Origin of the sequence: Rhodococcus sp. IEGM 1406, assembly GCF_030056745.1 — a bacterium.
Taxonomy (GTDB): Bacteria; Actinomycetota; Actinomycetes; order Mycobacteriales; family Mycobacteriaceae; genus Rhodococcus_F; species Rhodococcus_F erythropolis.
In genome coordinates, this window is record NZ_JASHKO010000003.1 from 257,251 (window position 1) to 277,137 (window position 19,887).

Here is a 19,887-nt window from a genome sequence, read left to right on the forward strand (position 1 = left end):
CTCATCGAACGACGAACACCCTCGCAAGTTTAGGGTAGGCTACCCAGGAACGTGAAGGTGCGCTCCCGCCCTGGTCAGACCTGTTCCCACGGACCGAATTCGAGCAAAACGTCGATTGCCTTCTTACCGTCCTGCGGCCGAACGACATGTTCGAGGGCGTAGACCCTCGATCCCTCCGCGGCGCGAGCGAGATCGGAAATACCGGGCAGAATGGTCGGTTCGGGTGGGCCGCCCACACCACGGTGGAAGTTCTCGATCGAATGCCCCAAGTAGAGGACGCGCCCGCCTGGCGTCAGCCACTCCCCGACGCGTTTGAGCGTGTCGGCCAGCTCGTCGACCTCGAGGTGAAGAAAGCTGACCAACACCAGGTCAACTACCCCTTCCGGTTGCCACGTGGTCGCGTCGCCGACCTGCCAGTCGACAGCCTTGTCCAAGTCACTCGCCCGTGCCAGATCGATCGCCACCGACGAGTAGTCGACGGCAGTCACCGACCACCCTTGCCCGGCCATCCACCGCGCGTGACGGCCGTCGCCGCAGGCCAGATCGATCGCAGTGCCCGGCTTCAGGTCGGCAATTCGTGTTGCGACGGTTCCCGCCGGGTCGATTCCCCACGGCTCCGTCACCGCTCGGTATCGCTCGTCCCAGTCGTGTGCGTCCATGATCACTGCTCCTCGTGGTTCGTTTCACCGCGGTTCGTTCCACTGTCTCCGATCAGACGGTGCAACGAGCAGCATAGAGAACCCTCAAACGTGACAGATACATACCCCTGGGGGTATACAGGTGACGGTCAGGAATACCCCCACCCGTATCAGGAGCGAAGATGTCAGCGACCAGAACAGTCACCGCGGACCCACCCGCCCAATCCGACGGCATACTCGCGCGCCTCGGTCGATCGATGGGGGCGCACACCCGCCTCGTCATCGGCGTCTGGTTGATCGCGTTGGTCGCACTCGGCGCCGCAGCACCCAGCGTCTTCACCTCCCTGGCCGGCGCAGGTTGGCAGGCAAACGGATCCGAATCAGTGCAGGTTCGCGAGTTGGCCGAGCAGCATTTCGGTGGAAACTCCTCCGCTGCAGTGCAGGTGGTCGTTCACTCGGATTCTGTGCCCATCACCGATCCGTCGATGCAGCAAACGCTGGCGGCGGCAACGGAAATCTTTTTCGCGGACCCTCGTTTCGGCGAAGTGGTCGCCCCGCAAACCGGCATGACCATCAGCCCGGACGGACATACCGGCATCATGATCGCGGGCGCCAACGCAAGTACCGACGAGATGGTCAGTGCGGTAGACGAACTCGGCAAGGAACTCACTGCATTGTCCACGGACACCATCGAGGTGTACCCCACCGGCGCGTCGGCTTTGTGGAGCGATTTCAACAAGGCCAATCACGAAGCGATGATCAAGGCCGAAATGATGTCGTGGCCCGTCACTCTCGCAATCATGGTGTTGGCCTTCGGCTCCCTGGTTGCCGCAGGACTCCCACTGCTTCTGACACTCGCAGGTCTGGTCGCCTCGGCGGGCGGGCTTGTGATCCTCAACGAGATCACGCCGATTTCCGTGTGGGCCATGAACTTCGCGATGATGTTCGCTCTCGCACTCGGCATCGACTACGCACTCTTCCTCGTCGCCAGGTTCCGGGAAGCACTGCGAACCGATCCGGATCCGCGGGCCGCCGTGGCTCAAACGATGGACACCGCCGGCAAAGCTGTTGTCCTCTCCGGCCTCACAGTTCTGGTCAGTTTGTCTGCGGTGCTCATCGTTCCAGCCCCGGCCGTACGCACGATGGCTGTCGGAATCACGCTCGCTGTGATCTTCGTTCTCGCCGCAACACTCACCCTGCTACCTGCCGTGCTCGGCCGGATCGGCGCCAAGGTCAACGGCGGTTCACTACCGTATGCAAAGCGCCAGCAGCACCGCTCCCCGATGTTCGCAGCTTGGGCATCACTGCTGCACAAGCACCCGTGGCCTTTCGGCATCGGCGCCGTGATCGTCCTTATCGCCCTCGTCGTTCCGGTCTTCGGACTGAAGGTTGCAATGCCCTCCATCGCCGTGGTTCCCGAGGACGCCCCGGTTCGACAGGGATACGAATTGGTGCAGCAGCAGTTCGGTGACGGGGCACCCGGAATGCTGCAGATCGTCACGTCCGCCGACGATGCAGCCGACACCTCGCGTCTTGCCATGAGCGTGGATGGCGTCGCAATGATCACCCCGACGCAACAAGCGGCCGACGGATCCGATCTGGTTATGCTGCAAGCAGTTCCCACCGTCGACCCGTCAGATCCTGCGATGGAAACCATCCTTGCCGACCTTCGGTCGCAACTGCCGGAATCGGCGCTCGTCGGCGGCGCTCCGGCTGAAAATCTCGACCTTCAGAAGGCGCTCGACGACTACCTTCCCTTCGTGGTGGTCGTGATTCTGACGCTCGGATTCCTGTTGCTGCTGATCGCCCTCCAGGCACCTTTGATCGCCTTGATCGGCACGCTGGTCAGCCTGCTGTCCACTGGGGCCGCATTCGGAATCGCGAAGTTGATTTTCCAGGACGGCCACGGAGCAGGCCTGCTCGGCTTCGATCCCCAGGGGTTTCTCAACGGGTGGGGTCCGGTCTTCTTCTTCGCCATGATCTTTGCCATCGCGATGGACTACACCGTGTTCCTGCTCTCGAGCGCCAAGGAGCACTACGAACGCACAGGTGACCCCGAGACCGCACACATCGACGGCCTCGCACATTCGGGTCGGGTCATTGCGGCGGCAGCAGCGGTGATGGTTGCGGTCTTCTTCACTTTTGCGCTCGCAGATCCCTTGCCACCCAAGGAAATGGGCATCATTCTCGGTGTAGCTGTCCTCCTGGACGCAGTGCTCGTCCGCTTGGTGCTGCTGCCCGTTCTCCTGCGCCTCAGCGGCCGGGCAGCCTGGTGGGCGCCGGCATGGTTACTACGCGTCCTGCCGAACATCAGCTTCTCGCATGGCTGACCGTGTACCCGACATCACTGTCTTCTTGATACCCCCAGGGGTATGATGGCGACAAGAGAAATCGAAGCCAACGACACCGAAGCCAATGACAAGGAGCGGGCAATGACAACACCCACAGAACCGATAGCGATCGCAACCAAGGTCACCGGAACTTTCGACGACGTCGTCACCCGAACTCGTGCTGCTCTCGCCGAGCAGGGCTTCGGCATCCTGACCGAGATCGACATGCAGGCAACACTCAAGGCGAAGCTGGACGAGGACATGGAAAAGTACCTGATCCTGGGTGCCTGTAACCCGCCGTTGGCCCATCGGGCAGTTTCGGTGGATCGTCAGATCGGCCTCCTGCTGCCGTGCAACGTTGTCGTCCGCGAAGATACGACTACCGAGAATTCGTTCTTCGTCGAAGCGATGAATCCCGCTCTCATGGTTCAGGTTTCCGGCGAACCAGGCCTGGAGTCCGTGGCGGCCGACGCCGCCGTCAAGTTGCGGGCAGCCGTCGACTCGTTGATCTGACACCGCAGCCGGATCAAACACTGGATCAAGCAGTGACATGCCCCCAGGGGTACCCTCGGTCGCAGCACGAACACTCGAGAAGGGGCCACCATGACCGGCGACGAAGAGAGCATTGCGCTCGTACTGAACAGACTGCGGCGTGCTCACGGCCAACTTGCCGGGGTCATCTCGATGATCGAGAACGGCCGCGACTGCAAGGACGTCGTCACGCAGCTTGCAGCCGTGTCGAAGGCGCTGGACCGAGCAGGGTTCAAGATCGTCGCTTCCGGGCTGCGTGAATGCCTGAGCGGTGACAGCACGGAAGGTCAGGAACCGATGACCGAGGCCGAACTCGAGAAGCTGTTCCTGGCACTGGCCTGAAATATGAGAAGGGCCTGACCTGCAGTCAGCAGGTCAGGCCCTTTCTCGCATGCGGAAAACTACTTCGCCAGGAAGTCGATCAGCACCTTGTTCACGGCCTCCGGACGCTCGAGGTACCCGTAGTGTCCGGCGTCGGGAATCTCTTCGAACGACGCCGTCGCGATGCAGTCCGCCACCTCGCGGGAGAGGTAGGGCGGGATCATGCGGTCGTCGGCGAAAGCGACGGACAGGCAGGGGCGCATGATCGACTTGTACGCACCCCGTCGATCGAAGGCGCGGTCCATACCGAGCTGTGCGCGAACACCCGGTGACGTTGCGCCGCCGGTGAACTCGAAGATATCCATCCAGTCGCGCGCGGAGTGATCGTCTGCCAGCGTGGCCGGCGAAAGGTTCATCACCGCGGTCACTGCGGCACGGTATTTGGCCGGCAGAGCGACGCCACTGTCGAACAACTGGCGCTCACCCTCGGTCAGGACCTGCTGGAAATGATCCATCCGGGCGTGGCCGGCGAGGAACACTGCTTTGCGAACCAGATCGGGCCTGGCAAGCGTCAGTTCCTGCGCCACCCGGGCGCCCATCGAGGTTCCGATGACATGGGCGGGGCCGCCACCGAGGTGTTCGATCAGTCCGGCGGTGTCCGCAACCATGTCGGGCATCGTGATGCCGCCGAGGCTCTCGCCGGACGGTGCGATTCCGCGGTTGTCGAAGGTGCAGACTCGGTAGCCGGCGGCCACCAGCGCCGGGGTCTGGTGCAGATCCCAGACGCGGCCGGGGCTGCCGGTCCCCATGATGAGCACCACCAGATCTCCATCACCCTTGACCTGGTAATTGATGGGGATTCCGTTGATTGTGGCGACCGTCATGTCAGCCTTCCTCCTCGTACGTGTGATCAACAATTTTGGTTGGATAGCCTAAGCTGATGGGCGGTCGTGTGACCGCAACCCCAGCCCATGCTCGTCCAGGAGGACCCCCGTTGAGAGTCGCTACGCTCGGATACCAAACCTGGGGCCACCGTACCCTGCAGGCCTTGATCGACTCCGATCACGAGGTCGTGCTGGCAATCACACACCCGAAGAGTGAGCACGTCTACGAACAGATGTGGGCGGACTCGGTTGCAGATCTGGCGGCCGAGAACGGTGTACCCGTTCACGTGGCGAACAAGCCTGACGACGCCTTCAAAGCCGCGCTGGCCGAAGCAGCTCCCGACATCATCGTCGCCAACAACTGGCGTACCTGGCTGCCTGCGGAGGTCTTCGACGCACCCAAGTACGGCACCCTCAACATCCACGATTCGCTGCTGCCCAAGTACACGGGATTCTCCCCGCTCATCTGGGCTCTGATCAACGGCGAAGAAGAAGTCGGCCTCACGGCGCACCTGATGGACGAGGAACTCGATGCGGGCGACATCGTGCTGCAGCGATCGACGACGGTCGGCCCGACCGACACCGTCACCGATCTGTTCCACCGCACGATCGACATGATCGGCCCCATCACACTCGACGCCCTGGATCTGATCGCGTCCGGGCGGACCGACTGGACGCCGCAGGACCGATCGCAGGCCACGTTCTTCCACAAGCGTGCACCGCAGGACAGCCACGTCGACTGGTCCTGGCCGGCCGAGGTCATCGAGCGTTTCGTCCGGGCACAGTCCGATCCGTACCCCAACGCTTTCGCGGAGTTCAAGGGCCAGCGCATCCGCATCCTGAAGGCGTCCGTCTCACGCGGGCACTACGGAGGAACCCCCGGCCGCGTGTTCATCCAGGAAGACGACGGCATGGTGATCGTCGCGGGCCCCGACGCATGGTCGGGCAAGAACAAGGGACTGCGGATCGAGCGCGTCCGACTCGACGACGGCAGCGAGTACACCGCCGCCGAGTTCTTCCCCCACGGCGGCGGGTACCTAACCTGATCGTCTGAACAAACCCCTCAGTACAAACCCCAGTACAAACCCCTCAGTCGCGACCTTCCCAGGCCGCCCACAGTTGTGCGTAACGCCCGCCCGCGGACACCAGTTCGCGGTGCGGGCCTTCTTCTACGATCTGTCCGTGTTCGAGCACGATCACTCGGTCGGCGCCCGCGGCCTGTGTAAGCCGGTGTGCAACAACCAGAGTGGTGCGGCCCTCCGTAGCGGCTTCGGCAGTCGCTTCCAGTTCCCGTGCTCCGGCGCTGCCCGCCTCCGCTGTTGCTTCGTCCAGTACCGCGACGGCCGGGTCGGCCAACACCAGTCGCGCCAAAGCCAACTGCTGCGCCTGTGCCGCCGTCATCTCGTGCCCGCCTTCGCCGACGACGGTCAGCATTCCCTCGTCGAGAGCCTCCACCCACTCGTACGCGCCGACCGTCCGCAGTGCCGCGGCTACGTCCTCGTCCGAGGATTCAGGCGCGGCCAACCTCAGATCCTCGATCAGGGGCCCGGCAAAAACATGGACCTCCTGACTCACGATCGCGATGTGGCGTCGTAGGTCGTCGAGGTCGGCAAGCGGGACACCACCGATCGACACCCGCCCCGACGTCGGAGTGATCGAACCGGCAGCGATCGCCGCAAGCGTCGTTTTTCCGGCTCCGGTCGAACCGACGAGCGCCACGCGCTCCCCCGCTCGCAAGGTGAGAGTCACTCCGTGGAGAACCTCATGGCCACCGTCGTAGCTGTGCCGAATGTCGTCCAGACGCAGCGAACCGTCGGCCGGAACGGAACCTGCATCCGTCGAAGGCTCCGTTTCCTCGATCTCGACGACGCCGACCAGTCGCGCGAGGCTGGCGCCGGCCGACTGCACTTCGTCGAAGGTGTAGAGCAGCGAGCCGATCGGGTTGAACAGGCGATGGAACAGCAGAGCAGCAGTCGTCGTCTGGCCGACTGTCACGACGTCCTCACGGACCAGCAGGAATCCGACGACGAGAATCATGGACAAGCCCACGAATTCGGCGCGGTTACCGCGACCGGCGAACCTCGTGAACAGGCCGAACACGCCGACGGCCAGATCACGCGCTTTTGCCGACGCCGCATCTATCTGACCGAGGTGTTCCTTCTCGAGGCTGTACGCGCGGACCGTCTTGGCACCCTGGAGGCTGCTGATGAGCGCTTGAGAACGAGCGCCCATCGCTACCCGCTCGGCAGCGTAAATGGGAGCCGATCGCGGCAGGTACCACTTGAGCGCCAGCGCGTACATCGGCAGCGCGACCATTCCGGCGAGGCCGAGGCGCCAGTCGAGTCCCAGCATGGTCACCATGCTCAGAGCCACGAGCAGAACTGCTGCGATCATGCCGGGAACCACGTCGGACACGGCCTTGGCGATCACCGACACGTCGTCGCCGACTCGTGAGAGCAGATCGCCCTTGCCGACCTTCTCGACGGTCTGGATCGGCAGGCGCAGTGCCCGGTCCACGGTTCGCTCGCGCAGGTCCGCCAGAATCGTCTCGCCGAGTCGCTTGATCAGATAGGCGGCCACACCGGTGAACACACCGCCCACGATTGCGGCGGCGGCGATGATCACGACCACCCCGACGATCGTCGACGTGGGCGCGTTGTCCCGGACCCGGTCGACCAGGACACCGAATACGTAAATCGGCACCAAGGCCATCGCCGACGCCGAAGCCGCGACGATCAGGACCAACAGGCTCTGCATCCGGTGTTCGGCCAGCGCTGCTCGCAACCACTTCCAGGTCTGTCGACCACCCGCGATCGGCAACAGTTCGCGCTCGGTCACCTTCTCCGCGTTCTCCCCGGCCGGCATATCGGTAGTCATGTCCGTGGCCGTCACCGCAGCACCGCTCCTCGGTAGTTCGCGTCGCCGCGAGAGAGTTCGGAATGTGTGCCGATCGAGGCAATCACTCCGTCGTTCAAGACGATCACTCGATCCGTCACAGCCAGCAAAGCGGGGCTGCTGGTGATCAATACCGTCGTGTGGATGCCACCGGCACCCTCGTGCCGCAGTTCTGCGATTCCTTCGGCGATAGACGCCTCGGTCACCGCGTCCACTGCCGTAGTCGGATCGTGCAGGACCATCACGGGTGCCTGTGCCACCAAGGCGCGCGCGAGGGCGACGCGTTGTCGCTGACCTCCCGACAAACTGGCGCCTCGATCGGTCACTTCGAGGTCGAGACCGTCCGGATGTGCGTCGACGACATCCGCCGCTGCCGACGCCGCCAGAGCGCTCTGGATGTCGAGAGCAGCGGCGTCACCGGCGCCCGCAGTGACGTTCGAGGCGAGGGACCCGGAGAACAGATCGGTGATGTGCGGCTCCACCAAGACCGTCCGACGCGCCAATCGCAAGTCCATGTCGGACAGGCTGATTCCGCCAACCCTCACCACTCCGCGATACGCGCCCTGAGCCAGCTGACCGGACAGGACCGCGACAAGAGCGTCGGCGTCCTGCGGCTGGTAAGCCACGACGCCCAGCAGTTCTCCCGCAGGCAGGTGCAAGTCGATGCCCTTGAGCGACTTGTACTCGACTCCGTCGAGGGTCAGGTCGGTGCCTTCGAGTTCGGTCTGCGAACCCGCGCCCCGCAGTGGCTCCGCGTCCAAGACCAATGCCAGTCGATCCGACGACGCCCGCGCCACCGCGAAGTATCCGGGAATGGACGCAAGCAATCCGAGCGGTTCGATGATGAACTGCGCAAGCCCCACCACGGTGATCAGTTCACCGACCGTGATCCGGCCCTGCAACGCGAAGTACCCGGCGAAGCCCGCAACACCGACCGCGAGCAACGCACTGACGGTCGCGGCAACGCCGGTGTAGATACCGGTCGCCTTGGCCGTGCCGATCGTCGACGCGAGCGCCTGACGGCTGACTGTGCGATAGCGAGCCGACGCGGTCTTCTCACCACCGATACCGCGCAGTGGACGCAATCCGCTGACCAGATCCGTAGCCATCGCCGACGCCCGCGCGATCGACGCCTGCTGACCGGTGGCCCTCGACGTGATGAGCGGCGCCGCCAATTGCAGCAGACCGAGAATGACCGGCGTTCCGATCAGAACGGCCAATCCCAGCCAGAGGTCGATCCACACCAAAGCCGCGGCCGACGCGACCGCAGCCGTCAGGGCCGCAGCCGCGCGCGGGACGATGTCCGCGATCCACGAAGTCTGCTCGGCGTCCGATGTCGAAACAGTCAGCAGTTCACCTGAACGCAGATCGGTGCGCACCCCACGCGGGTCGAGGACGCGGTGCGCCACCTCGAGCCGGAGGCGATGAGCCTCCTGCTGCATCGCGGTGACGATGAAGCGTGCACCGAAGCGCCACGCGGCCGTCAGAACGAGAAACAGAGCCGCGAGGCCGACGATGGAGACGATCAGGGCCGTGGTGTCCGAAGTCTCCACGGCACGGTCGATGATCACACCGATGGAGATCGGCACCGCCGTCTCGGTCAGTTGGTGCAGACAGACCAGAACCGTGCCGATAGCGAGCGGGCGACGGTTGCGGACGAGGACGCGTCGCAAAATCGCAGCACCGCTGTGATTGCCACTATCCGGCTCGTCCGAGCCGACGGTCACACTCGAGGGGGTCGAACTCATGGAACTCCAAGCATCGATGGAAGCGATAAAGTTGAGTACAGAGATAAGTAAGTCGACCCTAATACATGAGCAACTAGCGTCGACACGCCCAGTTCTCATAGAGTCGCGAGTAAGAAACATTGCTTGCGCCGTGCAGGCAAGCACGAGAGGAACATGATGGCTGAGAACACGACCGTCGAAACCGAGATCGCGGACGAGGAAATCGAGACCGTCGCCGAGGAAACAGCGCGCATGGCGCAGCACGTTGTCGCTGCATACGCGGAGGATGCCGACGAGTGCAGGATGCTGCTCTCGATGCTCGGTATCTCTCCCGCCGCCAAGCTCGACTGAATCTTTCGCTCACCGACCGAGAAGGAACCACGTGCCTGTCAGTCCGGATTCGACCAGTTCAACCCTTTCTGACAGCGCACTTGCTTCTTCGACCGGTGACACCGTGTCCGGGCAGGCTGAGTTCGTCGTCGTAGCGAACCGCCTGCCCGTCGACTTGGAACGGCTTCCCGACGGCACCACCCGCTGGAAGCGAAGCCCCGGTGGACTGGTCACCGCTCTCGAGCCGATCCTGCGCAGCAATCAGGGCGCGTGGGTGGGCTGGGCGGGCGTGCCCGACGCCGATCTCGACCCCATCGTCGAAGACGGACTCGAGCTCTACCCCGTGCCGCTGAGCGCCGAGGAGATCAACGAGTACTACGAGGGGTTCTCCAACGCCACCCTCTGGCCGCTCTATCACGACGTCATCGTCAAACCCGAGTACCACCGCGAATGGTGGAACGCCTACGTCGAGGTGAATCGGCGGTTCGCCGAAGCCACTTCCAAGGCAGCGGCTCCGGGCGCAACCGTCTGGATCCAGGACTACCAGCTGCAGTTGGTACCGAAGATGCTGCGGATGCTGCGCCCCGACCTCACCATCGGATTCTTCCTGCACATTCCGTTTCCCCCGGTCGAGCTGTTCATGCAGATGCCGTGGCGCACCGAGATCGTCGAAGGCCTCCTCGGCGCCGACCTCATCGGCTTCCACCTTCCGGGTGGCGCACAGAACTTCCTCTATCTGGCCAGACGCCTTGCCGGACAGCAGACTTCACGCGGAACCGTCGGCGTCCGCTCCAAACTCGGTGTGGTGCAAGTAGGTTTCCGTAGCGTCCGCGTCGGTGCATTCCCCATCTCCATCGACTCCGGCAAGCTCGACGAACTATCACGCACCAAGGCAATTCGAGACCGCGCCAAGCAGATTCGCAAAGAACTCGGAAACCCCAAGCACATCATGCTGGGCGTGGACCGCCTCGACTACACCAAGGGCATCGACGTCAGGCTCGCCGCACTCCACGAACTTCTCATGGAGAAGCGCATCGATCCCGCCGACACGGTCATGGTGCAGTTGGCGACCCCGAGCCGCGAACGCGTCGAAAGCTACGTACAGATGCGCGGAGACATCGAGCAGAAGGTCTCCCGGATCAACGGCGAGTTCAGCGAAGTCGGTCGCCCCGTCGTCCACTACATCCATCGGCCGATTCCACGCGACGAACTGGTCGCGTTCTTCGTCGCTGCCGACCTCATGCTGGTCACGCCGCTGCGTGACGGTATGAACCTCGTCGCCAAGGAGTACGTCGCCTGCCGCAGTGACCTGGGCGGCGCATTGCTGCTCAGCGAATTCACCGGCGCTGCAGCAGAACTCCGCCAGGCTTTCCTGTGCAATCCCCACGACCTCGACGACGTCAAGGATTCGATGGAGAAGGCCCTCAATCAACCGCGAGAGGACGGCCGACGCCACATGCGTGCGCTACGTCGTCAGGTCCTGACCCACGACGTCGACCGCTGGGCACGCTCGTTCCTCGACGCGCTCGCGCACGGCGGTGCCGCAGGTCCGGCGCTGATCGCCCCGGCCGAGGCACAAGACCACTGAGGACAGTGCACAAAGGCTGGGGCCGCGGAGAGTGAATCTCCGCGGCCCCAGCCTGTTTCATGGCCGGATCCAGCCCTTGGTGTGTTTGATCAGAAGGGTTGGACGTTGTTCACGAGCCAACGCCCGTCCTGCTTCTCCAGACTCATCTTGACGCGACTACCACTGGCGACGGCTTCGGGTGATTCCGAAGACGTAGTGATCTGATTGAGGAACAGCATCGTCGTCGCACTGTCTGCCTCGGCGTCGAGAACCGCGGCGCCCTGGACGACTACCTGAACGGTCAGCGACTTTTCCTTGGCTCCCGGAATGATCACCGATTCGATCAGGTTGGTGAACGTGCCCTGGAAATCGCCCGTCAAACCGTCTGTGGCCGCGTGCAACTGCTGGTCGACGTTGTTGTAGTCGTACTGGAACATCGCAACCGCCTGATCGGAAGAGGCCTGTGCCACTTCGTCTCTGGTCTGATCGATCGCCGCAATGTCACGCGTTCCACCCGGACCGAAGTAGAGATAGGCCGACACTGCCGCCAACGCGATGGCCACTGCACTGATGACGCACAGAACGATGGCGAGCGGTGAGACGCGCTTGGGCTTGGACGTCTCGGGGATTACTTCTGGGGTCATGGCACAAACTCCACATTCGAGGCAAGCAACTGCCCGTCGACGTCGCACATGGTGATTCGGAGTCGGTAGTTGCGTTCAGCGGGCGCTTCGTCGCCGTTCTTCTGCATCGCACGCACGGCGACCAATGAAGTCCCGCAATCGCCGTCGGACTTCTCGAACCCGGCTTCGAGTACCTCGCCGTCGGTCTGAACTCCGGCCTGCCCGAGGACGTTGACAAACGAATCCTTGCGTCCGTCGAACTGCGACTTGAACTCGTCGGTGGTGCCGGCGAGGAACTTGTCGAGGTCGGCAGCCGCTGTATCCGCGTGCAGTGTCGTCAGATTCAGTGCGGTGGTCCGGGCACCGGCCACGTAGCGGGCTCGGTCCTCGTCGGCATTGGACGCCTTGTTCCGGTCGACGAGAAGAAACACCGTCAGGGCCGCAAGAGCAACAGCGATCACCGAAGCAACGGCGATCCCGACTACCAACCCGGCCTTGGGCTTCGAACGAACAGGGGTGTCCACAGCAGTTTCTGCGGGGGTTTCGGCGGTACCGGTCGGCTCAGCCTTGGTCGCGACCTGATCACCGCTGACGACCTTCTCAGGTGGAGTATCGGGCTTGCCCAAAGCAACTGGCGCCGCCACCTTCTGCTCAGCCGCCTTCTGCTCAGCCGCCGTCTGCTCAGCTGGCTTCTGCTCAGCCGACTTCTGTTCGGCCGACTTCTTTTCGGTGGGCACTACTACCGCGGCAGCGTCTGCATCCGCACCCGTGGGTCCGGCGCTGCGGGACGCGCGACGGCGCACCCGCTGCCCGGCCTGTGGATCTTCGTCTGTCATCAACCCTGCTGACCCTTCATGAACTGTTCGAGACTGACGTCGCCGCCACCGAGGTTCGGTTGCGAGTACGTCCTTCCGTCCGGCCCGATGTACGTGCCTGTAATCGGATCGTACCGACGAGCCGAGACCGAAGGCGTCGACGTGTACGAGCTCGGGGTCGCGGTAATCGGTTCCGGAGGCCCGGATTGCGGGTTCGTGCCCATCGGTACGTAGCCGGAACGGCACTGTTCGACCGTCGGCGCACGACGTCCCGGATACTCCTCGCAGGGAAGGTTTCTCGCGCCGCGCACGGCGATCGGCGAATCCTGGGCAACCTGGCAGAAGAGATCCGACGGCGTCTCGATCGGTGATTCGTCCTTCGGACTGCGCCACTGCTCTGCGGGCAGGAATCCTGTAGTGCACGGCGGCGGGTCGTTGACCTCCATGTGGAAGTCCACCAGTGCACCATCCGCAGCCGGGCCGGAGCCTGCCACCGTGACCAGCGCTGCGGCCAGCGGCGGGTAGATGACCAGAATCTGCTCGATCGCGTTGTTGTAGATCACGCCGACCTGTCCGACGGACACGAGGTTCGCCAGAAGAATCGGCAATGTCGGCTGCATGTCCTGCAGAAGAGCATTCGCCTCCGCCGCTGCGGCCGGACCCTTCTGGATGACGGCACGCAGATCAGGGTCGCTGGCTCGGAGCTGGTCGGTGAACGTCACCAGATTGCTTGTCCAGGAACGGATGGCGTCGCTGCTGACCACCTGAGTGTCCAGGAGTGGACCGGCCTGCTCGATCAGCGTCTTGGTCGCGTCGGAGTTGTTGTTCGCCTCCTCGACGAACAGCCGAGCCGAGTCGATCAGCTTCTGCAGATCCGGGCCGGCACCGTTGAACGCCTTGAAGGATTCGTCGATGACGGTCTTGAGCTTGGTGTCGGAAATGCTCTGCAGCAACAGATCTGCCTGATCGAGCATCGCGCCGACATCCTGCGGAATGCTGGTTCGGTCTTCGGGAATCACCGATCCGTTTTCCAGATGCCCGTCGACCACGATCGCTCCGGAGCTGTCGGTGTGCGGAATCAGGTCGACGAACTGCTCGCCGATCGCCGACACACTCTTGACCGCAGCATCGACGTCCGACGGAACCTTGACGCCACTCTCGAGAGACAGTCGCGCATTTACACCCGTCTCCGAGAGCTCCACCGCGTTCACGACACCGATGGTCTGACCGCGGTAGGTGACGTTCGAGTTCTTGTACAGCCCGCCGGTGGCGGGCAATTCGACAGTGACGTCGTAACGGCCGATACCGACCATCGCCGGAACACGCACGTACTGAGTGGCCATCACGATCAAACCGACAACCGTCAAGACGGCGAAGATGATGAGCTGGATACGGACGAACTTTGTGAGCATCATGGTGCCGGTGCCCCCTGAGGAAGTCCTGGAATGTTGATCGGCGGAAGTCCCGGAATCTGAATGGTATTCGGATCCGCTGCCGGGGCCTGCGCAGCGGGAGCCTGTCCGGCAGGAGCCTGGGCCGGCGGTGCGGCAGGCTTGAGCGGATCGCTCAACGGATTGCCAGTCTGCCCGGCGAGCCCGGCCTGCTTACCCAACACCCCCTCCGGTCCGGAGAGCGTTCCCGCCAGCGGAGTTCCGGTGAGGAAGTTCGCGTCGAGTCGGGGCAGCGAGATGTCGATGGTCATCGCCAAGTTGGCGTAGTCACCGCGGATGACGTTGTCGATTCCGTTCTGTGGGAACGGGAACGTCAAGAGGACTCCGAGAACCTGAGTGAGAGCGTTACCCGAATCCGCCAAGGCCTTCAAAGTCGGCGAAAGGGCCCGAACGTTGGTCGCGAAATCGTCGCCGCTCTCCTGGATGACACGGCTCGCCACCTCGCTGAGACCACCGAGGGAGGTCAACGCGTTGGTGATGTCCTGACGCTGAGCGACAAGAATCTCGAGTGCCGGCGGAATACCTTCGAGCGCTTTGTTCAAGGTGTCGTGCTGTGCCTGGACGGTCGAGGACAGTCGATCGAGTCCTTCCATCGCCGAAACGATGTCGCCTCGTTGCTTGTCCAGACTTCCGACCAGCTGATCGAGCTGAGGCAGGAGGTCTCGAACGGAATCTTCACGCCCACCGAGAGCCGCGTTGAGTTCCTTCGTGATGTCCTGAACCTGAGCGAGACCGCCGCCGTTGAGAACAACGGACAGCGACGACAGCGTCTGTTCCGTCGTCGGGTAAGCGCCCGCCCGCTCGATCGGAATCAGGTCACCGGCTTCGAGTCGGCCCTCGGGCTCTTCTCCAACCGGCGGCGCCAACTCGATGTGCTGAGAGCCGAGCAAGCTGGTCTGGCCGATTTTTGCCGTCGCGTTGGCAGGCAACTGAACCTCGGGATTCAGCGACACCGTCACCAGAGCGTGCCAGCCCTGAACCTCGATGTTCGAAACGCTTCCCACTGCAACGTCATCCACCCGGACGGGCGAATTCTGCGACAGGGTAGTCACGTTCGGCATCTCGATCTGGACCTCGTATGCGCCTTCGCCCCGGCCCTGAGTTCCTGGCATCGGCACAGAGTTGAGACCGTTCCATTCACAACCGCTAGCGCCGAGTGCCACTGCCGTGGCCAACACGGCAACCGTGGTCTTGCGAGCTACCCGCATCAGTTCCCTCCGCCCATGTTGAAGAGTTCGGCGAGATCCTTGGGAACACTCGTCATGGGAGCACCTGACATCGGTCCTGCGACAGTTTCCGGCTGATTCTGACTTGCCGCTTCCAATCCCGGTTCGGTGTAGACGATCTGATCCGGGAAAGCCTGCACGCCCGCGACCGGGTTGAACAGGAATCCGGGGTAGTTGCCGATCATGGTGCTGAGCACCGGCCCGAGGTACTGCTTACACAGGTCGGCACTGTTCTGGGAGTTACCACTGTCGATGCCTTCGATGGAACCACAGATCCACTGGATCGGATTCTTGAAGTTACTCAGTGCAATTGCGCCGGTCATGCTGCCCTGAGCCGGTTTGTAGATCTGATAGAAGTTGGCAAGCGACGTCGGTCCGGAGTGCAGAACCTGCTCGATCTCCGGGCGCTTGTCCGTCAGTACCTGGGTGGCATCGGCCAGACGCGCGACCGATTCGCTCAGTCCCTCGCTGTTGTCCTTGACGAACCGCTGAACGTCGCCCACCGCCAGGTCGAGATCGCTTAGGGCGGTGCCCAACTCGTCGGAGCTGCTTGCGAGAACGCTTGTCACCGAAGCGAGGTGACCGCTGAACTGCACGATCTGCTCGTTACTCGAGGACAACGCAGTGACAAACGCCTGCAGGTTCCGAATGGTGGAGAACAAATCGGTCCGGCCTTCGGACAGCGTGTGCATCGTGGCCGAGAGTTCGCGCAACGTCGACCGAATCGACTCGCCGTTGCCGTCGAGGTTCGTTCCCACGGTGTCGATGAATCGGCCGAGGGAACCCTGATCGTCCAGACCCTCCGGTCCGAGTGCGTCCGACAGTTTGGTCAGTTCGGTCTTGATCTCGTCCCACTCCACCGGAACGGCGGTGCGCTCGATCGGGATCTCGCCGCCATTGGGCATCTGTTCCCCGCCGGAGTACACGGGGGTCAATTGCACGAAGCGTGCGGACACGAGGCTTTGAGCAACGATGAGCGCCTTGGCATCTGCCGGAACGTCGACGCTCGAGTCGATCTTCATCTCGACGTACGTGTCCCGATCACGCGGTTCGATCTTCGTCACCTTGCCGACGTTGACACCGAGCACTCGCACGACGTCGCCCTCGTAGAGACCTGTCGTCGAGACGAAGTGCGCGGAGATCTTGGTCTTGCCCAGGCCAGGGATGAAGAGGTAAGCCGCACCCGCCACGAGCAGCGCGACCAGCACACCCGCTCCGATCAGCACCCACTTCTTGCGTGGGTTGGTGGAGCCCTGTGAATCCTGTGAAGTCATGGTCTCGGTCATTCTCCCGGCCCCCTGATCGTCGGTGGAATGCCGGGGAAGAAGTCTTCCAGGTCGCCCGGAACCTGCTCGGGCGCGACGCTGGTGTCCACCAAGGTCTTCCACCAGTTACTCGGCAGAATGTTGATGATGAAGGCATCGAAGAACGGGCCGCTGGCCACGGTCTCGCCGAGCGCGGTGATGTACGGTCCGAGGCCGTCGAGCGCCCCGGCGATGTTGTCCTTGTTCTGCTGAAGAACCTCGGCGACCGAATTCAGCTTCTCGAGGGTCGGCCCCATCTGAGCCTCGTTCTCCTGCACAAGCGCTGACAGTTGACGTGAGACTGCGCCGGTGTTGACGATCAGTTCGCTGATCGCGTCACGCCGCAAGCTGAGTTCGGCAAACAGCTTGTTTCCGTCAACCAGCAACGAATCGATCTGACCGCTTCTGTCGGAGAGGATCTTGGTGACATCTTCGGCCCGCGAGAGCAATTGGAGCAGGCTCTCGTCGCGTGAGTTGATGCTCTGCGAAAGCCGCGTCATTCCGTCCAATGCGGTGCGAAGTTCTGGCGGAGTATCGGCCAGGGTGTCCGAGATCGCGTTGAGCGAATCGTTGATCTGTTCCGTGTCGAGTTCGGACACCGTGGTACCGAGGTCACCCAGAGCGTCGTTGAGCGAGTACGGGGAGTTGGTGCGTTCCACCGGAATCGGCGTGTCCGTGCGCAGCAGTCCGGATCCTTCCGGCCGCACCGCCAACGACTTTCGGCCGAGAACCGTGTTGGTCTTGATGTCGGCCGCGGTCTGCTCGCCCAGGGCGACACCGTCTTGAACGGTGAAGGTGACCAGCACCTTCTGGTCGTCGAGTTCGACGTCGCTGACCTTGCCGACCTTCACGCCGGCCATGGTGACGTCGTCGCCTGTGACCAGGCCGCCGGCATCCTGGAAGTACGCCGAGTAGCGAATGCCGCCGTTGATGAACTGGAGTTGATCGTATTGAAGCGCGGCACCCACTGTTGCCACCGCCAGGACGAGACCGATGACACCGATCTGTACCGGATTGCGTTCACGGGTAGGGGTCATGAGACTTTTGCGCACCTTCCCGTGTCCTGCACTGCCGTGGGCAAGATGATCGTCGTTCCGTCAGGTCCGGAGAACTTGAAAGTGTTGGCGCACAGATAGAACTGGAAGAACGCTCCGTACGTGCCCACTCGGATCAGCTTCCGGTAGTCGGACGGCAGACGACCGAGAGCGGTATTGATGTCGTCCTTGCCCAGGTCCAGCTGCGTCATCGTTCGGTTGGTCTCCCCGATCAGGGTCTGGATGTCCGGACGTGTCGCCTGCAGCAGCGATGCGAGATCTCCGGTGGCGCCGGCGATCTCGGTGATCGAATTACCGATCGGGCCACTGTCCTTCGCCAATCCACTGACCAACTGCTGGAGCTGATCGATCGTGGTGGAGAACTGATCACCCTTGTCGTTGATCGTGCCGAGTACGTCGTTGAGGTTGGTGATGACGTCCCCGATCAGCTGATCTCGGTCCGCCAACGTGCTGGTGAACGAACTGGTGTTTCCCAGAAGCGAAACCAATGTTCCACCCTGGCCTTGGAGTACCTGGAGCAGGGCCCCGGAGAGGTCGTTGACCTGCTGGGGGTCGAGAGAGCGAAGCAGCGGCTTGAATCCGCCGAGCAGCAGATCCAGATCGAGCGCGGGCGACGTCTGGTCGACTGGAATCGATCCACCTGACGAAAGCGTCTCGGTGGAACCAGCGCCCTCGAGCAGTTCCATGTAGCGGTCGCCCACCAGGTTCTCGTAGCGCACAGTCGCTTTGGTGCTCTTCATCAGTGAGTACTTGGTATCGACGTCGAACTCGACCTCGGCCTGGTTGGAGTCACCGATGGACACTCCGGTGACCGACCCGACCGGAACACCGGCGATACGTACCTTGTCGCCGGACTTGAGTCCCGAGACGTCCGAGAAGGTGGCGTGAAATCCGTTGCTGCTGCTGAAGCGCACCTGACTGAAGACGATCGCCAGTCCGGCGAAGATGACCGCCATGACGACGGTGAAAATCAGCAGCTTGACCGTGGTCGGTCTCATCACTTCCCGTCTTCCTGCTCGTAGGAGTCACCGAAGAGATACTGGAAAATAGTCGGCACGGTGACGCGCAGTTCGGTGTTGGGAACGAAAGGCACGTTGCCGGTGTTGGTGACTGCGAACGGGGCATGCCCGTCGACCTTCGGATCGAATTCGGGCAGACCATAACAATTGGGTCCACCGGAGGCCGCGACCTTGGGGAGAGATTGCGGGTTCTGGTACGCCTCGGCGCCGTACATGAAGCTCGCGCTCAGCATCAGTGCCGCTTTGTCCCCGGTGCCTGCCAGCGGCTCGAACTTGATCCGGCCGTCGTTCAACCCGACGATGAAGCACGTCAGACCCGACGAGTACTTGTCGAGCAGGGTCGTCGTCGCGGTCAGAGTGTCGAGGGCGGTGGTCAGGTTCTGCTCGTTGTCGGTCAACAACGCGTTGCCGGTGTCCGCGAGGCCGGTGACGTTGAGCAACAGCAAGTCGAGGTTTGCCTGCTCGGCCACGATCGATCCGCTTGTCGCGGTGGCATTGTCGAGGATGCGCATCAGATCCGGTGCCACGTCGGCGTACAGGTTGGTGACATCGGCGGCGCCGACCAAGTCTTCCTGGAGCTGCGGCAGAACCGGATTCATCTTCTTCAGATAGGTGTCACCGAGCTCGAGAACCTCACCCAGCGACTCGCCGCGCCCGTTGAGCGCAGTGGAGATCGCGCCGAGTGTGGCGTTGAGCTTTTCCGGTTCGATCTTCGCGAGCACGTCCGAAAGATGTTCGAAGACACTGTTGAACTCGACGGTGACGCTGTCCGAGGCGATGACAGCACCCTCCTGGATCGGCTGGGTCGACGGATCGTCGGGAATCACGATGTTGACGTACTTCGCACCGAACACCGTGGTGGTCTTGATTTCCACCCGGGCGTTCGACGGAATCTTCGACATCTGGCCCGGATCCATCGCCAACTTCAGGCTTGCCTGGTCGCCGACGAGGGAGATCGATTCGACGCGGCCTACCTGCACTCCGCGCAGCTTCACCTTGGCATTCGGTTCCATGACCAGGCCGGCACGCGTGGACGTCACGGTGATGGGCGTGCTCTTGGTGAACCCACCCGAGAACATGGTGAGAGCAACGGCGACGATCGCCACGAGTCCGAGGACCAGGCCGGCTGCGGCCAACTTCTTGTGCCATCTGGGTACGGTCATCGCTTGCC

The 19,887-nt window shown here is 62.7% G+C and carries 18 protein-coding genes; 6 read left to right on the plus strand and 12 right to left on the minus strand.

Annotated features, from left to right (window positions below; all coding sequences use genetic code 11):
• Positions 1 to 74: 74 nt before the first annotated feature.
• Entirely contained in the window at positions 75 to 659 is a 585-nt protein-coding gene (locus QM596_RS16845; protein ID WP_283309497.1) for a class I SAM-dependent methyltransferase, read from the minus strand.
• A 161-nt stretch (positions 660 to 820) separates the two neighbouring features.
• On the opposite strand from QM596_RS16845, the gene QM596_RS16850 reads away from it, so the two are divergent.
• From QM596_RS16850 to QM596_RS16860, 3 genes are all read left to right on the plus strand, one after another.
• Positions 821 to 2,968, plus strand: coding sequence for an MMPL family transporter (locus QM596_RS16850; protein WP_283309499.1), 2,148 nt, complete (start codon positions 821 to 823; stop codon positions 2,966 to 2,968).
• Positions 2,969 to 3,070: 102 nt separating this feature from the next.
• On the plus strand, positions 3,071 to 3,481 hold the full coding sequence (locus tag QM596_RS16855; RefSeq protein ID WP_020968512.1) for a DUF302 domain-containing protein: 411 nt from the start codon (positions 3,071 to 3,073) through the stop codon (positions 3,479 to 3,481).
• A gap of 90 nt (positions 3,482 to 3,571) precedes the next feature.
• The gene (locus tag QM596_RS16860) at positions 3,572 to 3,841 is read left to right on the plus strand and encodes a metal-sensitive transcriptional regulator (protein ID WP_214927764.1); all 270 of its coding nucleotides are present in this window, start codon (positions 3,572 to 3,574) and stop codon (positions 3,839 to 3,841) included.
• Positions 3,842 to 3,900: 59 nt separating this feature from the next.
• Here QM596_RS16860 and QM596_RS16865 read toward each other — a convergent pair whose 3' ends face one another.
• Positions 3,901 to 4,704 carry an alpha/beta fold hydrolase gene (locus QM596_RS16865; RefSeq protein ID WP_020906324.1) on the minus strand — a complete coding sequence of 268 codons (804 nt, stop codon included), beginning with the start codon at positions 4,702 to 4,704 and terminating at the stop codon, positions 3,901 to 3,903.
• A gap of 110 nt (positions 4,705 to 4,814) precedes the next feature.
• Between QM596_RS16865 and QM596_RS16870 the strand changes: the two genes are divergently transcribed.
• Positions 4,815 to 5,750, plus strand: coding sequence for a methionyl-tRNA formyltransferase (locus QM596_RS16870; protein WP_007734348.1), 936 nt, complete (start codon positions 4,815 to 4,817; stop codon positions 5,748 to 5,750).
• 43 nt (positions 5,751 to 5,793) lie between these two features.
• Here the strand turns inward: QM596_RS16870 and QM596_RS16875 are convergent, their stop codons facing one another.
• Positions 5,794 to 7,581, minus strand: a complete 1,788-nt coding sequence (locus QM596_RS16875) for an ABC transporter ATP-binding protein (protein WP_372588540.1) — start codon at positions 7,579 to 7,581, stop codon at positions 5,794 to 5,796.
• A gap of 11 nt (positions 7,582 to 7,592) precedes the next feature.
• A complete protein-coding gene (locus tag QM596_RS16880; protein WP_133727664.1) occupies positions 7,593 to 9,347 on the minus strand; it encodes an ABC transporter ATP-binding protein in 1,755 nt (584 codons plus the stop codon).
• A 156-nt stretch (positions 9,348 to 9,503) separates the two neighbouring features.
• Here QM596_RS16880 and QM596_RS16885 point away from each other — a divergent pair, with 156 nt between their 5' ends.
• Together QM596_RS16885 and QM596_RS16890 are read left to right on the plus strand one after the other, a co-directional pair.
• The gene (locus QM596_RS16885) at positions 9,504 to 9,677 is read left to right on the plus strand and encodes a hypothetical protein (protein WP_020968508.1); all 174 of its coding nucleotides are present in this window, start codon (positions 9,504 to 9,506) and stop codon (positions 9,675 to 9,677) included.
• A gap of 103 nt (positions 9,678 to 9,780) precedes the next feature.
• Complete coding sequence (locus QM596_RS16890; protein ID WP_133727785.1) at positions 9,781 to 11,244, plus strand: alpha,alpha-trehalose-phosphate synthase (UDP-forming); 1,464 nt, start codon at positions 9,781 to 9,783, stop codon at positions 11,242 to 11,244.
• 89 nt (positions 11,245 to 11,333) lie between these two features.
• On the opposite strand, the gene QM596_RS16895 is transcribed toward QM596_RS16890, so the two are convergent.
• From QM596_RS16895 to QM596_RS16930, 8 genes are read right to left on the minus strand one after another with little or no spacing between them, the layout of a single operon-like run.
• Complete coding sequence (locus QM596_RS16895) at positions 11,334 to 11,867, minus strand: twin-arginine translocation pathway signal (protein WP_019747004.1); 534 nt, start codon at positions 11,865 to 11,867, stop codon at positions 11,334 to 11,336.
• Complete coding sequence (locus QM596_RS16900; RefSeq protein WP_097387842.1) at positions 11,864 to 12,682, minus strand: Rv1363c family protein; 819 nt, start codon at positions 12,680 to 12,682, stop codon at positions 11,864 to 11,866. Before QM596_RS16900 ends, QM596_RS16895 begins: the two co-directional genes overlap by 4 nt.
• Positions 12,682 to 14,076 carry an MCE family protein gene (locus QM596_RS16905; RefSeq protein ID WP_020906318.1) on the minus strand — a complete coding sequence of 465 codons (1,395 nt, stop codon included), beginning with the start codon at positions 14,074 to 14,076 and terminating at the stop codon, positions 12,682 to 12,684. The genes QM596_RS16900 and QM596_RS16905 overlap by 1 nt, the downstream gene beginning before the upstream one ends.
• Positions 14,073 to 15,320: an MCE family protein gene (locus QM596_RS16910; RefSeq protein ID WP_007734342.1), complete on the minus strand. Its 1,248-nt coding sequence runs from the start codon at positions 15,318 to 15,320 to the stop codon at positions 14,073 to 14,075. Before QM596_RS16910 ends, QM596_RS16905 begins: the two co-directional genes overlap by 4 nt.
• Positions 15,320 to 16,624, minus strand: a complete 1,305-nt coding sequence (locus QM596_RS16915) for an MCE family protein (protein WP_019747000.1) — start codon at positions 16,622 to 16,624, stop codon at positions 15,320 to 15,322. The genes QM596_RS16910 and QM596_RS16915 overlap by 1 nt, the downstream gene beginning before the upstream one ends.
• The gene (locus tag QM596_RS16920) at positions 16,621 to 17,679 is read right to left on the minus strand and encodes an MCE family protein (RefSeq protein ID WP_003945728.1); all 1,059 of its coding nucleotides are present in this window, start codon (positions 17,677 to 17,679) and stop codon (positions 16,621 to 16,623) included. Before QM596_RS16920 ends, QM596_RS16915 begins: the two co-directional genes overlap by 4 nt.
• Entirely contained in the window at positions 17,676 to 18,695 is a 1,020-nt protein-coding gene (locus QM596_RS16925) for an MCE family protein (protein ID WP_019746999.1), read from the minus strand. The genes QM596_RS16920 and QM596_RS16925 overlap by 4 nt, the downstream gene beginning before the upstream one ends.
• Positions 18,695 to 19,879, minus strand: a complete 1,185-nt coding sequence (locus QM596_RS16930; protein ID WP_020906316.1) for an MCE family protein — start codon at positions 19,877 to 19,879, stop codon at positions 18,695 to 18,697. The genes QM596_RS16925 and QM596_RS16930 overlap by 1 nt, the downstream gene beginning before the upstream one ends.
• Positions 19,880 to 19,887 lie beyond the last annotated feature (8 nt).

Coding starts and splice junctions, on each gene's coding strand:
- QM596_RS16845 (WP_283309497.1), bottom strand. CDS start 659: ATGGACGCACACGACTGGGACGAGCGATACCGAGCGGTGACGGAGCCG.
- QM596_RS16855 (WP_020968512.1), top strand. CDS start 3,071: ATGACAACACCCACAGAACCGATAGCGATCGCAACCAAGGTCACCGGA.
- QM596_RS16920 (WP_003945728.1), bottom strand. CDS start 17,679: ATGACCCCTACCCGTGAACGCAATCCGGTACAGATCGGTGTCATCGGT.
- QM596_RS16850 (WP_283309499.1), top strand. CDS start 821: ATGTCAGCGACCAGAACAGTCACCGCGGACCCACCCGCCCAATCCGAC.
- QM596_RS16915 (WP_019747000.1), bottom strand. CDS start 16,624: ATGACCGAGACCATGACTTCACAGGATTCACAGGGCTCCACCAACCCA.
- QM596_RS16860 (WP_214927764.1), top strand. CDS start 3,572: ATGACCGGCGACGAAGAGAGCATTGCGCTCGTACTGAACAGACTGCGG.
- QM596_RS16900 (WP_097387842.1), bottom strand. CDS start 12,682: ATGACAGACGAAGATCCACAGGCCGGGCAGCGGGTGCGCCGTCGCGCG.
- QM596_RS16865 (WP_020906324.1), bottom strand. CDS start 4,704: ATGACGGTCGCCACAATCAACGGAATCCCCATCAATTACCAGGTCAAG.
- QM596_RS16930 (WP_020906316.1), bottom strand. CDS start 19,879: ATGACCGTACCCAGATGGCACAAGAAGTTGGCCGCAGCCGGCCTGGTC.
- QM596_RS16910 (WP_007734342.1), bottom strand. CDS start 15,320: ATGCGGGTAGCTCGCAAGACCACGGTTGCCGTGTTGGCCACGGCAGTG.
- QM596_RS16925 (WP_019746999.1), bottom strand. CDS start 18,695: ATGAGACCGACCACGGTCAAGCTGCTGATTTTCACCGTCGTCATGGCG.
- QM596_RS16885 (WP_020968508.1), top strand. CDS start 9,504: ATGGCTGAGAACACGACCGTCGAAACCGAGATCGCGGACGAGGAAATC.
- QM596_RS16875 (WP_372588540.1), bottom strand. CDS start 7,581: ATGACTACCGATATGCCGGCCGGGGAGAACGCGGAGAAGGTGACCGAG.
- QM596_RS16895 (WP_019747004.1), bottom strand. CDS start 11,867: ATGACCCCAGAAGTAATCCCCGAGACGTCCAAGCCCAAGCGCGTCTCA.
- QM596_RS16905 (WP_020906318.1), bottom strand. CDS start 14,076: ATGATGCTCACAAAGTTCGTCCGTATCCAGCTCATCATCTTCGCCGTC.
- QM596_RS16880 (WP_133727664.1), bottom strand. CDS start 9,347: ATGAGTTCGACCCCCTCGAGTGTGACCGTCGGCTCGGACGAGCCGGAT.